At 37.8% G+C, this 13838-nt stretch carries 15 protein-coding genes; 1 reads left to right on the top strand and 14 read right to left on the bottom strand.

The annotated features are described in order from the left end of the window. Positions 1 to 197: 197 nt before the first annotated feature. The 13 genes from ACN9MR_RS22490 to ACN9MR_RS22430 all read right to left on the bottom strand — a co-directional run bounded on the left by ACN9MR_RS22490 (position 198) and on the right by ACN9MR_RS22430 (position 11292). Complete coding sequence (locus ACN9MR_RS22490; protein WP_426326770.1) at positions 198 to 725, bottom strand: thermonuclease family protein; 528 nt, start codon at positions 723 to 725, stop codon at positions 198 to 200. After that, complete coding sequence (locus ACN9MR_RS22485; protein WP_426326769.1) at positions 707 to 916, bottom strand: hypothetical protein; 210 nt, start codon at positions 914 to 916, stop codon at positions 707 to 709. Before ACN9MR_RS22485 ends, ACN9MR_RS22490 begins: the two co-directional genes overlap by 19 nt. 90 nt (positions 917 to 1006) lie before the next feature. Next, a complete protein-coding gene (locus ACN9MR_RS22480; protein WP_426326768.1) occupies positions 1007 to 1852 on the bottom strand; it encodes a hypothetical protein in 846 nt (281 codons plus the stop codon). Between the two features lie 10 nt (positions 1853 to 1862). After that, on the bottom strand, positions 1863 to 3191 hold the full coding sequence (locus ACN9MR_RS22475) for a hypothetical protein (RefSeq protein WP_426326767.1): 1329 nt from the start codon (positions 3189 to 3191) through the stop codon (positions 1863 to 1865). Between the two features lie 36 nt (positions 3192 to 3227). Then, a complete protein-coding gene (locus tag ACN9MR_RS22470; protein WP_426326766.1) occupies positions 3228 to 3608 on the bottom strand; it encodes a DUF6804 family protein in 381 nt (126 codons plus the stop codon). 20 nt (positions 3609 to 3628) lie between these two features. Beyond that, positions 3629 to 4009 carry a DUF6232 family protein gene (locus tag ACN9MR_RS22465; protein WP_426326765.1) on the bottom strand — a complete coding sequence of 127 codons (381 nt, stop codon included), beginning with the start codon at positions 4007 to 4009 and terminating at the stop codon, positions 3629 to 3631. 615 nt (positions 4010 to 4624) lie between these two features. Beyond that, a complete protein-coding gene (locus ACN9MR_RS22460) occupies positions 4625 to 4960 on the bottom strand; it encodes a hypothetical protein (protein ID WP_426326764.1) in 336 nt (111 codons plus the stop codon). Between the two features lie 272 nt (positions 4961 to 5232). After that, complete coding sequence (locus tag ACN9MR_RS22455) at positions 5233 to 6300, bottom strand: type I restriction endonuclease (RefSeq protein WP_426326763.1); 1068 nt, start codon at positions 6298 to 6300, stop codon at positions 5233 to 5235. Between the two features lie 10 nt (positions 6301 to 6310). Then, positions 6311 to 6643, bottom strand: a complete 333-nt coding sequence (locus ACN9MR_RS22450) for a YegP family protein (RefSeq protein WP_426326762.1) — start codon at positions 6641 to 6643, stop codon at positions 6311 to 6313. 364 nt (positions 6644 to 7007) lie between these two features. Further along, positions 7008 to 8312, bottom strand: coding sequence for an IS110 family transposase (locus ACN9MR_RS22445; protein WP_426324980.1), 1305 nt, complete (start codon positions 8310 to 8312; stop codon positions 7008 to 7010). A 320-nt stretch (positions 8313 to 8632) separates the two neighbouring features. Beyond that, a complete protein-coding gene (locus tag ACN9MR_RS22440) occupies positions 8633 to 9298 on the bottom strand; it encodes a response regulator (protein WP_426326761.1) in 666 nt (221 codons plus the stop codon). A 10-nt stretch (positions 9299 to 9308) separates the two neighbouring features. Continuing rightward, complete coding sequence (locus ACN9MR_RS22435; RefSeq protein ID WP_426326760.1) at positions 9309 to 10976, bottom strand: tetratricopeptide repeat-containing sensor histidine kinase; 1668 nt, start codon at positions 10974 to 10976, stop codon at positions 9309 to 9311. A 121-nt stretch (positions 10977 to 11097) separates the two neighbouring features. Beyond that, positions 11098 to 11292: a hypothetical protein gene (locus tag ACN9MR_RS22430; protein ID WP_426326759.1), complete on the bottom strand. Its 195-nt coding sequence runs from the start codon at positions 11290 to 11292 to the stop codon at positions 11098 to 11100. Positions 11293 to 11659: 367 nt separating this feature from the next. Between ACN9MR_RS22430 and ACN9MR_RS22425 the strand changes: the two genes are divergently transcribed. Continuing rightward, on the top strand, positions 11660 to 12697 hold the full coding sequence (locus ACN9MR_RS22425; RefSeq protein ID WP_426326758.1) for a hypothetical protein: 1038 nt from the start codon (positions 11660 to 11662) through the stop codon (positions 12695 to 12697). Positions 12698 to 12787: 90 nt separating this feature from the next. Here the strand turns inward: ACN9MR_RS22425 and ACN9MR_RS22420 are convergent, their stop codons facing one another. Further along, positions 12788 to 13339, bottom strand: coding sequence for a hypothetical protein (locus ACN9MR_RS22420; RefSeq protein WP_426326757.1), 552 nt, complete (start codon positions 13337 to 13339; stop codon positions 12788 to 12790). Positions 13340 to 13838: the final 499 nt, after the last annotated feature.

Here is a 13838-nt window from a genome sequence, read left to right as displayed (position 1 = left end):
TCAACTGATATCAATTACAGTCTATCTTAATCTACCCTCCTGCCAGGACGCGACATCGTTCCAGAATACAAGGTGGTTGCTTAGGATCAAAAATATGTTCTTAGTTTCCAGACCCATGGTCATGCAGTAATTCAGGTTAAATCTGATAACTTTTGATAAAAAATTGCCAGATAACATCGTGGGCATTGTTTCAATGACTACTTTGCCAAACTATGCTTCGTTTCCCGCCATGCCCAGGGTGCAACCGCATCTGCTTCCTGCCACAAGCCTACTTTGTTTTTCCTGGCGGTAATTTCCAACTGCGCATAAAGCGGGTCGCTGGAGTATTTTTTAAAATGCCAGGCCATACCCTGCTTAATCATTTCCTGGTTCACTACCTGTTTTTTATTGTTAACAACCACAGCAATCAATCTTTTGTAGCGGTCGTATTTTTGGCCTTGTATGCTAACCATTTGCCCGAAACATAAATCGGATAAAGCTTTTTTAGCATTGTTGCCAAAAGGCTGCGAGCCGAGTTTCTCAGGGCAATCGATATGGGCCAAGCGGATTTTAACGGGCTGGTTGTGGTATAATACCTCCATGGTATCGCCATCCATAATGCGGATCACTTTGGCGGTAAAAACAAGATGGTTGTAGTTTACTAGTGGTTTGCTTTCGCCTGGCGGGATGAAACAAGCCTGGAGCGTTAACCATAAAACCAATAAACTTACTTTTCCCAACCGCATAATTTTTTTCCGTCTTTTTTGGCTTTTTCTATATCTACCTTTATAATTTTATAGGTGCAATTGCTTAAACCGCGGCAACTGGAGGTGTAGTGGTATTTTTTAGCACCAGGACTGTTGCAAATGTACACGGTTGTATTTTCTTTACAAGCAATGTTGGTAAAGAAAAAGAGGAGTAAGGAGAGCATTTTCATGGTTGAGGGATGATTTTATTGAAAAGTGGTTAATCAACAAGCTGTGTTATAGAAGATTATTGCTGGTTTTAAATTAACGAATATACCATCTTATTTTCCTGAAATAATTTTTTGAAGTACAGGTGCTAAATTGGCGGACAGATCGGTTGTGATTAAGTGGAATTTTTTCACATTCATAGCAGTAAACCAATCTGCCCAGTATTGTTTGATCACATCTTCTTCGTATGGGTTTTGTTTTGATGGATTAATGCCCAAAACAATAATTTCAAGGTCTTTTAAATTATAAGGAAAAGAAATAAAACCCAGCTTATTCTTTTTCATGATTGCCCTATAATCGGAAGAGATGAGCTTTTTTGACTGGATAAATGCCGGGGTGATGTAAGAGCTTTTACCTTTATCTAAAAACTTACTGTTTTGATGATACATATAACCATCGGTTAATATCACCAATATATTTCGTTGTTTGTCTTTAATACAATAATTCTGAACACTATTTTTGAAGAACTTCCAAATATCGGAACCAACATAATGATTGTCTTTAATGGTGTATGTATAGATTTTTGAAGAAACTTGTGTGTAAATGTTATCAATACCCAGAATAGCTTTTTTATCTGTTTTTGGATTGAAACTTATTTTCAATTGTTGGCTCAGCTCATTGATATTTGGAATTTTAGGAATCGGATCAAAAAAAACCTGCATCTGATCGTTTAAAAGCATTATTTTTTTTCCTTTTACATGATTGACAAAGGCTGTTTCTACAGATTTTATATATCCGAGATCTCTTTGATAGAAATCGGGGTTCTTTTTTGGCGCTATCCGATCAGATAAATCGAGCAAAAAGCTGATGTTTAGGTTCTGCGTTTGGGCTTTACTTTCTTTTACAAAAACGCCAACAATTAGTGGGATTAGTAATAAGGCTAACAATTTCGATTTCATGGTGCTGGTTTTATAATGTAGATACATAAACTGAATTTTGAGAATCTTCACTGGCCCCTACACTTTTAAGGTTTTCATCATAACAGGCTCTGCATTCATTTTGAAGATCTAATTTTTCGTGCTGTGAAATGCGGAGTTTTTCATTAACAAATGTAATCCAGCCTTGCATGTACTCAGAGGCATACAGCACGTATTCTTTGGTAGGAATAATTACGGCATCGATGATTCTTTGCAGGGTAACAATGCGCCCCTGTGATTCAAGCGAAAGTTTTTTTATATCGCTGAGTTCTGCGATCAGCTTTTCTTTTTGCATTTCGATATCCGTTATCCTATCCTGATGAATTTGGATGTCCTTTTTTCTGCGGAGCTGCTCATGTTTGATTTTGTCTTTTTCGCGGTGTTCTTTCATGATAAAATCGAATACCACACCCCAGATTAAATACACCACAAAACCTGCAAAGATGATTCCCCAGAACTGGATTTTGCCAAAGGCAATAGGGAGATTAAATGGAGGAGTATCGAAAGTTTTGGTTAATTCATAAATCTTTTCTTCTATCTGATAGGCCAGAATGGCATCGAACACAAAGGTGGTGAGTAAAAGAAGACCGATTTTAACATAGTTTACTACACTTTTCACTTCGCCAAACATATGGATTAAATAGCCTAGGCCTAAGAAAACGAACGGAATAAAGGTTACGAAAGCACCTTCTAGCGATCCATCCTGCCAGGCCTTTGAAAAAGCCTTTGAATCGAGCACATTCATGATAATAGTACTAGTTGCGTCAAAAGGTTTAAAGAAGGCTGAATAAGAGGTAGAAATATAAAAGGTAAATAAATATAAGCTTAAAGGCATCAGGATGATCAGACCAATCCAGAATTTTGTTGAGGCACCTTTTGAAGCACTGATATGGTATTTTTCAGGATCTCTGGCCAGTTCATTAATTTCGAATTTTAACTCTTCGATATTGTCTTTTACCTTTCTGATATTAGTTTCAACCTGGGCGATTTGTTGCTTTTTGCTTTCTTCACTGATGGCAAGGGTTTTGACTTCTGTTTCCTTTGTTTTCTGCTCGTTGATATAGGGCTCTTTAGCCAATTGCTGTTTTTCTACCAATTCTTTTTCTTCGTTTTGGAACTTGGCATAGATGGCATTCAGGCATATCGCAAGTGCCAAAGGGCTGCCACTGTTTCGCGATCCATCTCTAAAGCCTGCTTCGTGGTAAGTTCTTTTTCTTACTTCCTCTGCTTCCTCTGTAACAGGCTCCTTAATCTCCACATTTTCATCTTGAGGTGCTTCAGCTGTTTTTGGGTTAAAAAATTCTTCTATTTGGGCAATCATAACGTTAAGTTTTGAGTTTGATTTATTAATTCATGATTATATTTCTCGCTTTACCGAAACAATCCGGTCTCTGGCGTATGTTTTTTGAAGGGGCGGCAGCTCAACCGCTTTTTCTTCTTCTTTTGCGGGTTCCTTTTTGGAATAAAAAGCGATTAGTAAAAAGAGAATTCCGGTGATGATATCGAGCGGGATCCAGATGCTTTTCCGGTGCAGGTAAATGGGGTACAGGGGATTAAATAGAATGAGGACGAGGATAAAAACAATTGTTAAAGCATAGTTTTTTTGTTTTGTCCAAACGTAAATAAGCAGCAAGGCACCCAGCGAAACTATTGTTCTCAGAAAGGTATAATATTCGATTGGCAATTTAAATATTGCTACGAAACAGCAGAGGGCGCAGATAACAAGAAAAACTTTCATAATTAGGGCGGATTAAATGTTTAACCTCTGAATACAATTGCATGATTAAGTGCGTTTACAATATTCTGAACATATGATCTGTCTTTCGAAACAATACTGTTCACTTCTCCTGCATTTGTACTGATTCTGACTGTGAATTCGTTTTTGATAAGGACTAAAATTAATGTGCCAATAGCCAGAAGAATAAAACCTAGAACCCTTGATGCTTCAGAAAGGAGCATCAGGCCACCGAGTACGACCATCACAATGGGTAAGGTTTTACTTTTTACAATTTCAAAAATATGAACTGAGGATATGTTCCTCATTGCATATGTTTTTGAATTGGTAACATATCTCGATTGGGTAACCGTAACATTTACATCTTGATAAAATGTTACTTCATTTTGTAATTGTGTTTCCATGTTTAGTTTATTAATTGTTTGTTGATCAAAAGTATACAAGCCGCAGCCCTATACCTTACGGGAAACCGTAAAAAGAAAAAGTATTTAAGAAAAGTTATAGCTTGATTTACAGTTGATTATGTATTTTTACAGAGAATATAAATACTAAAGAAGGATTGCCTCATCTTCTTAAACGAACATGAAACAATCCTTCAATTTTTAAGCAGTTAAAAACTATATCAGTTTTACGTTGTGTGGCAGTCTATAGAACATGTTCTGCAACCGTTTGATTTGCTGTAAGTTTTTTTCGCTTCTGTTACCGCGCCTTTACATGAAGAAAATTCACCCAAATACTTTCTGTTATCACTAGACGGTAAGTAAATACAGTTTTCATCATGAACTTCATGATCGCCGTTACTTTGGGCATTTTTGTTTACATAATACTTTTTCATCTTAAATTATTTTAGACTATAAACCTATAGCGACAAGAAATCTTTTCCTAAAGGAAAACCGTAAAGCAAAATTTATTAGGTTCTTTTTATCAGATTTCTCCACTGCGGTCGAAATGACGACCTCGCGAGGTGTATAGCCCTACTCAGAATCGCCAATCGTTTATATGGATTTTTAAGAAATGAATTATTCCTTTGGCTTCACATAATCTTCCGATTTTTCTTTCTTCCACCAGCTGTTATCGAGCCGTTTAATGGAATAGAAAGCGCGGTTCACGCCAGGTTTCATGGTTGCCGTATCGAGGTGCCTGCGCCATACATGGATAATGGTGTCGGTACCGATTACTACCCACCAGAAAGTTTTGCCATAACGTTTTGTAGTGTATACCTCGCTGATGGCGCCCTTAATTGTTTTGTTATTGAAACCGGGTTCCATTAATTGATAAGTAATCACTTTCTGTTTTTGGGCCAGCGCTTTGTCCAGTAGGAGTGTTAACAATAACAGTATAACGAGATGTTTCATGCCACTAAGGTATTTCGGCAAAAAATGTATTCCTTACGGCTAACCCTAATGCAAAAATTATCTTAGTCTTGGCACAGCATTATCATCCACCTTACCTGTCTGATATGGTAAAAATAACCACTAACTGGCATAGGTGTTTCGCTTATGTGCTAAAGCCCGTTCAGGATAACCAGGCGCACTTAAGGAAGTAAAAGAATAAAAATGAGGGATTGCCCTTGTCTGCTACCTACAAGACAATAAAGCAATCCCTGCATTTTTTGAGTATCGAAAGGTTAATTATAAAGCGACAGGGTTTGATGCAGTTGGTTTCTATAATCATAAAGTTCATCGAGGTTGAACAATTGCTTTTTCTCTCCGGTATCTTTTCCGTTCTGAAAAGTTTCGATGTATTTATTGGCGGTATTAAAGTGGAATCTGCAAATGGGTTTGCGGTTATTGTCATCAAGCAGTACGCCAAAATAAGATTGGGTATCGCGGGCTGCAATCCGTGCCGAAGGTATCTTTTCGCGCAAAATGGCCTTTACAATCTGGAAGGCTTCTAATTCCTCTTCAGTAGTTACGATTTTAGAAGTATCGGGATCTTCATTTATGGGCATTACTTTGCCCTCCTCCTTTTTCTCGATCTTCTCGTTAATATTCAATGCCGATTTTAAGCGGTCGCTGATGGATTCGTTAATGGAAATAGTAAGGGCTTTTTTGGTATAGTCTTTAAAAGCAATCATCCGGTTTGCGGTTAAGGGTTTATCGAAAAAACGGTTAACCAATAGCTTCACCATTTCATCAGAAGGGCTGTCTATTTCTTTTTCAAATTCCTTTCTGATGGCTTTAATGTATTTTAAACTTTCGGCCGAATCAAGGATCGTTTCTAAATTATATTCATTTTTGGTAAAACTTTCGAGGATTTTAATGGCGTTATCTTTCAGGTCTTCGATATCGATGGTTAAGAATGGTTTCTCGTCCATAATATTCGGTTTTTCCAGATCGGCGTAAAAATTATAAACCGTACCGTTGGTTAATACCCCAAACCGTGCTTTAGAAACATGGTAGTAGCGGTGTAACTGAGAGTTGTGCGCATCGGCACTTTCTTTCCAGTGTTTACATTCGAAAATGAGGATGGGTTCATTGTTTTTACGGATCACATAATCTACCTTTTCACCTTTTTTGGTGCCAATATCGCAGATGTGTTCGGGTATAACTTCTGTAGGGTTAAAAATATCGTAACCAAGGATTTGAATAAAGGGCATTACAAATGCATTTTTCGTAGCCTCTTCGGTATTGATCTGGTCTTTTAATCCCACCACGCGCTGATGAAGTTGTTCTAAGTTTAGTTTAAGATCCATAACTTTTGCATTAAATGGTTTCATCACTTACTGATGCATTCGGTGCATTTTCTTTAACCGATTCGATACCATTGTCTCTGGCATCAGCAGTAGTATACATTTGGCTGGTGCCGATAATTTCGCCATTTGCAGCTTTTAAATTGAAATAGTAGGCTCCGTTTTTGGCAATTTTTCTGTCGTACCTGACATCGGTTGGTGCATTGGTTTTTACCGATTCGATACCTTTGTTGCAGCCTGCTTTTGTGGCGTAGCCCTCGCTGGTGAGGATAACCCTGCCGTTTGCTGCTTCGAGATTAAACTGGTATTCACCGTTTGTTCTTTTGGTAATGATAAATTTTCCCATCGTGATTTTTTTTAGCTGCTCAAAAGTATAGGAGGAATATGGCGCATCCTTACGGGAAACCGTAGGTTGGTTCATTAGTCAATAGTTCATTAGTTGATAGTCTATAGCTGTTTTCGTTGCGAGACCGGATTGAGGGAGCCGAAGCAATCTTTTAGGATAGGTTAATTGGGTGATGGTTTAATAGTTCATGGTTGAATAGCCTAGCGATTATCCATGTTAAACACCAAACATTAGCTCTTTTTTTAACTACACAGATTCACAGAAGCATGTCACAGCGCACGCTGAGGTTGTTAAAAGCAGTAAAATTCTTTTCATCGTTGAAGATCCTTCGACTCCGCTACCATTGACGTCTTTCCGTAATAGACTAATTTTCAATCAATTGTAGATTAAGTTCGTTTGCTTTCTTTTGAAGGAAAATGATCTGTTGTTCTTTTAATTTTTCTTGATATCTCTTTACTCCCTGTTCAACATAATCCATCCCTTTATCAAATATTCTATAATAAAGTTCCGCTAATTTTCTTGCGGTAGCTTTTATAGCTATGCCGGAACCCCTTTTTGCTTTAAGTCTTCTGGCAAAGGCTCCCAGCCCTGGCTGTTTGCTTAACAGTATAGACTGGGCTGCCTGTTTAAATATTTGCCCCGCTCTGGTTACAGGTTTTTTCTTGCTTCTTTTATTCATCTTTCCTGACTGATGCTTACCTGGCGCCAGACCCAACCAGGAAACAAAGTTTTTTATTGAAGGCCACTGCTTAATATTGTTGCCAAGTTCAGCCGTAAGCCTCATTAAACTGTAATCTGTTAAACCTGGTAAGGTGGTCGGGTTTGCTCCATGAATTCCTAATAATAATTGGTGTAGTTGATCAATATTTGGCTTATTATGGCGGATTGGTTTGACCGGATGCCCGTCTTTGTAATCTTTATTGGAAGAATTATTATAATCCTGAAGGACTTTTCCTGTTTCTATATCACATTTGGAAACCTGATCAATATAAAACATATATCCATCATAGGCCTGCAGAAGTTCGAAAAGGTATTCTTCTTTGTAATTGCCTTCAAGAGCGAGCAAAATATCTTTCCCCTTGTTCTTGATTAAGGATGGGGTACAGCATGCCAAAAGTTTTTCAGGGTTCCGTTCTCCTTCAAGAATAGCCTGTATCATTGCCATTCCACTGGCACCATGGGTTTGTGAAAGCACTTCTGGCAACCTTATGTTCATCAGGGTTAGGGCTTTCTGCATATGCTGAACGTGGGAGGAGGCCATCTGTAGCTTATCTTCCCGCATCCGGGTATAAACCCTCAGTTTTCTTACAATATCTTCAGGAACAAAACTTTTGCGGAGTAACCCGTAGCTAAAGAGCTGCTGAATCCACTGACAGTCTTGGACATCGGTCTTTCTGCCCGGAAGGTTTTTGCTGTCGGCTGGGTTTACCAGCGTAACCTCAAACCCATCAGCCTCTAAAACATCATAAAGGGTAATCCAATAAACGCCCGTAGCTTCCATGGCAACATGGGTTATTGAACACTCTTTTAGATAGGCACTCAATTCCTTATAACAGGAAGTAAAAGTGCGGAAGTTCCTCACTGATTGGTTTTCGACAGAAACATAAACCTTTTCACTCCCAATATCAATGCCTGCACTATTGGGATAAATTTTGCTTAAAACATTCATATCCAGTAATATATGTTTTTTTTAGGAAGATAAGCTCAACGTATTTCAGATAAGGATATTACTACCATGCGGGATATCAAACGATTCACCAATATTGATTACTATTATACGCTAAAACAAAGCTCAGGCACAGGTTAATGCACTATTAATGCGACTGTTATGCTGCTATCCTCCTTAACTCTCTATAAAGTTAACGTCATTTATATTGATTTTTATAAAATAAATTACCCCTCAGGATGACAACCACGAATAAGGACAATTGCGGGAGTGACTAAACGAAATCGATCGACTCCCGATTATGGACTGAAGGCTAGCCTCGGCTAAATTACTTTATTTGCGATGCAATAAGCAATTAACTGACCATTATTTGAAATGTTGAGCGCAGTTTTGATATAATTTATCCGTTTTTCGATGCTGCTCAAGCCAGATGGTTCCATCTTCTTTTGTTTTAAAATGCCCGACATTTCTTTTTGGGTTTTCCCATCTAAAATGAGCGAAACAATTGTTTTATCATAACGGGTAAAATCGTGCAGGTATTCTTCTTTTTGCCTCAGGTTCGGCGAATGGTATTTTTTGTTTTTATAAATGCTTTCCAAAGCCAGTTTAAGATCTTTTGCATCGTGGCGGGCTTTTGGCACGTATGCGTCGATATCTAATTCTTTAAACAGTGTATTGGCGATTAATGCCCTGTTTTCTATGGAAAACACCAGTACTTTTAAATCGGGCTGTATTTCTTTTAAAGCTTTGATCAGTTCCCTGCCGCCTGCTATCTTTTGTTTTGGATAGTCTTCATCAAAAGAAAGGTCGGTGATGATCAGTTCGTAAGGGTTGCCATCGCGCAGTGCTTTTTGTACGCGTGTAAATGCATCGTCACAATAAAATACGTAATCTTTATCGGTTATAGTAATGCCAAGATCGGTAAGGGCGCTGCGTAGCGATTTACTAACAATTTCATGATCTTCTGCGATGAGTACGTTTTTGAACATATCTATATTTTTATAAGGTTGGAAATGAAAATTCAACACGAAGCCCTCCATCAGGCCTGGTATCAAAAGTAATATGGCCCGAAATACTTTCTATACGGGTTTCCGTATTTCTTAATCCGTTTTTAGGCGTTAAAATCTCCATTCCCTTTCCATTATCTACATATAAAACAGTTATGTTATCATTTTCACGTTTAAAATTTAAAGTAACGGAATCTGCCTCACTATGTTTTTTCATATTGGTCATCAGTTCCTGCAAAATGCAAAATACTTCGGCTTTAGTGTCTTCTTTAATCGCTTCCCAAAGTTTTTCTCCACCACCTTCAATGACTATATTCGTTTTCGCGGAGGCATAAGCGTATAACATTTTCGATAGTTCAATCCAAAAGCTTTCTTCATTATGGACATCTTTATTGTCGTAAGAAAGATCTCTCGATATTTTATAGATTACATCAAGTTTGTCGGCAAGATCGTTCTTATCTATTTTAGTTGTGTTTTCTACTTCCGACATGACCTGGTATACCCTATTGGCTACACGGTCGTGAATTTTTTTTACGTATTTGAGTTCCGTTTTCTTAACTTCTATTTCCTTTTCCTGCTTTAGGTTTTTCTGTCTTCTTTGATATAAAAAATAACCAAATATTAAGCAGAGCCCCAAAGTACCAATTCCTATATTTCTGAGCAGTATATCTTTTTGTTTTTGAATATTTTCAGCTTTGGCCTTCAGAAAATCGGCTTTGTTTTTTTCCGTTTCGTAGCGGATTAGAGCAAATTGATTTTTGGCTGCATTGCGGGCAGTTTGTAGGCTATCGTCTAGATTTTTATAAATATTGAAATATTGTTTTGTTTCTTTTTCTGGGCTTAATTTTATAATTTTTAGTAACGATTGCAATTGATCATCAGGACTTTTTAGTTTTTTAGCACCTTCATACATCTTATGTGCATAAAACAAGGCTGTATCTGGTTGGCTAAGGGTATAGTAGTCGGCCAAATGTGCAAAACTGGCGTTTTGTCCCCAAAGATCATGATCTTTTAGCCGTATATGTAAAGCCGCTAGAAGCTCGGGTTTAGCATTATAGCGAGGATTTTGCTTCCATTTGTTAAAGGCATAATTGGATAATATTCTTGCGAAATTTTCATTGCTCATCTTCTTTTTTAAAATGTTGCTAAAGAGTGCAAGTGCTTTTTGATAAGCACCAATTTTACCATAGGCGTTTGCGATATTATTCTTGGTTACCAGTATCGATATGCTATCTTGTGCATAAGATATTGATTGATTATAGAATATAATGGCTTGCGAATAGTTTTTTAAGTAGGAAGATGCTACGCCAAGCTCGTGAAAGGCGGATTCTAGATATACAAATTGTTCTGTTTTGTCCTTATTGAAATAAGTTAATGCTTCGGTCGAAATTTCCTGACCGCCAAAATAATCCCCTTTATCAATAGAAATTATGGCCATATTTACTAGGCACTTTGCAGTTCCTAAACTATCTTTTTGTTTTAAAAAGACATCTTTTGCCTTGTTAAAATATATAAAGGAACTATCAGGTATTTTCTTTTCCCTAAATTCGAATGCTTTATCATAATCTGGATTGATGGTTGTTTTTTCTTTTGTTGCTTTCTGTTGCGAACACGAGAAAAAAAATAATAGCGAGAGGAACGTAAAATAGTAATATTTCAAGGTTATTGTTTTTTACCCTAAGCTAAGAAAATAATCAATGATTATTAGGAGTTTGACAAAACAATATAAAAACAGTATTAAAAGAAAAAGGCGGCACTGCTGCCGCCTTTTTGTAACTGTATTAATCACCTATTTTAGGTGGTGGCAAGTGGCCATTTTCACCACCTGTATCGTCGCCCGGAGGGGTATCTCCTGGCTCACCCGGATCAGTATCAGCAGTGTTTACTGTTGTTGTTCCGCCACAAGAAGCAGAATGGTTTGTATTTGTAGGCGTTGCCAATCCTAGTAGGATCGCAATAAATAATGGAATGAACATTTCTTAAATTTTTAGAATTGATTTATTAGGCAGAGTACCCGCGAACCATTCGCGGGCCTTTCTGCAGTTTGTAAATCAGAAGGCCTTCTGAAAATTTGGGAAGTGTTGAGTGTCTGTCGCGGAAGCCAATAACTGCTTCCCAAACCGGCTATTCACAACCGCGATTTCTACTCTTTTATTAATCAGTTTTTTAATTTAGCTTTGATAATGAATCGCCGTCTGTGCTGATCAACGATGCAAATATGGGGTGAGTCAAAAGATTAGTTATCAATACATTCCGATGTTTCCTAAGTTTCCGCTGTAATTCCGGAAAACCGTAAATATTCCACTTATTCCGCCTTATTTTTACGCTAAATTTTTAAAGAAAATGTTTGAGGAGTATAAAAGATCACTGCGCGATTTCTATCTATTAAAGAAAGAAAAACGGCTATTAACGACTAATTTGGAAAAGCTACAGCGAGATAGATTAAGAGCAGAATGTGCTTCAGTTTTTTTGAGGAAAAGATTAAGAGTAGATCAGGATCTTATCCGATCTGTGTTTGATCCTACAAATGAACATGAGGATCAAATGAGAAGTATTGAAAGATTTGATTTAGATAAATTTAGACCACTAATTACCTTTTTGACAATTGGCACAAATATTAGAGATGACAATCATGTTAAACTTTTTGCTTGGTTAATCGATTTCCCAACTTACGATGAGTGGTGCGAGTTTAGCAAAGAAGAACTAAAACACTTTTTTCAGCAAGTGGCTAATGGAAAGAAAATAGAAAAAGACCGCAAAGTACATGGTGGGGGTAAGAAGGGAAGAGATAATACAAACCAAGATTCCACTAGATTAATCCCCAGTAGCTATATTATCATTTCCTGTATTATTTTACTTTTTATGGGGAGCATTTCTTTTATAGCCTGGGAGCGTATGGCTACAACGGGGAGGATGCCTAAAGCGGGTGAGAAACACATGTACTGGGATGGCGATCATTACGAGCCCGTTAAAGAAGGAGATCAAAAACCTGGTGTAAGCATCATCCCTTTAGATCTTAAAACCTTACGACAGCAAAGAAAGATTACCATACCTGATACACTTACGAAATACTCATTGGGCAAGGTATGGTATAAAGGCCATGGTCGTAATCATGAATTTTTTACGGCTGCTGGCCTTTATCCGCCAGACACACTTAGAACACTTAAACCATTATCACTAGGTATCTTAAGAGATCATACTTCTAATTACAGGTATTTGCTTACTCGTTTAATATGGTTTTTATATGCTGCTATTTTTGTAAGCCTTTGTGGTTATTGGGTAAGTAGGATGAAGAGAAAAGTTAGCGTTGAAAAGCCGGAGCATGAGATTGATGATAATCGTATTACCGATTTTTCTGAAGCACAATTAGCCCAACAATAGTTTAACCTATTACTGGGCTATGAAATGTATTTAGCGGCTATTAATGGTTTACCCCAAATGCATCACACCTGGATTAAACCATTACTTATTTTATTTACCCCAGTTTACCTGGATGTTATTTTTTTGCGCATAAGCCTTGCCTTTTTCCATTAAGGCATTAAAATTTTGCTCAAAACGGGCGCCATATTTCTGGTCGATGCTGTTAATGATTTCATCTTTGGCACTTTGGCTGCCTTTGCTGTCGCACAGTTTGGCATAAGCCAGGTATTCGTTTTTATAAACGGGGATTACGAGTTCGTACAATTGCTGCGAAAGGGCTTTAATTTCTTTTTCTTCATCACCAGAAGCAGACAGTTTTTTTACCTTTTCGAGCGATTGCTCAAGGTATAAAATTTTGTAGTTGAGGTTGGTGGAGGCTTCGTTGCCTTTCTTTTTACTGGATGGGATATCGGGATATTCTTTGGTTTCGTCGTTGATGTGGCGGGCCAGATCGGCGCTGGCAAAATCGTTGATCATGTTGGTGTTTAAGATGGCAATGTCGAAAAAACGTTCTGGTGTTTCGGAACAGGCTGAGAGGAAAAGAGTTAACAGGATTAAAAGGGATACGAATGGTTTTGGGGATAGTGCTGGTAATTTGTTCATGAGCTAAAATGGGGTTTCTTATCGGATTTATTCTGGGGAGAAGCAAAGATTGAGCCGTTTTTTTTAGCCCAAAGTCGTGAGTCCGGAGTCGTGAGTCGATCGATGCGTTATTCTTAGCATAGCGCCGTTCTGAAGTTTCGGAGTGTCTTCATTTTGAGCGGAGTGTAATGCAGGCGAGAACCACAAAGTGCTCAGCGAAGCTAAATTTAACTGGCATAGATCTCTGCCAGAAGGTGTTTTTAATTTGAACCATATAAGACATAGAAGGTCATATAAGCTTAATGGCGCTATTTTTCTGCTCAACTCTGCGGCCTTTGTGCCTGCTCTCCGGGCCCTCTGTAGTTAAATGACGAGTGATGCTTTTCGGAATTTTTGCAGGTAGCATGATCGCTACTGACCACGTAGTAGCTACAAGACAATTGAAAATAATATTTCTACTTGTAAAACAAGTTTAGTATGACTGAATGCGCTCAATCAGCTCACAGTTAACCGACTTAAA

Source organism: Pedobacter sp. R-06, assembly GCF_049913135.1.
Classification (GTDB): Bacteria; Bacteroidota; Bacteroidia; order Sphingobacteriales; family Sphingobacteriaceae; genus Pedobacter.
This window is presented reverse-complemented; position numbering and strand designations above follow the sequence as displayed.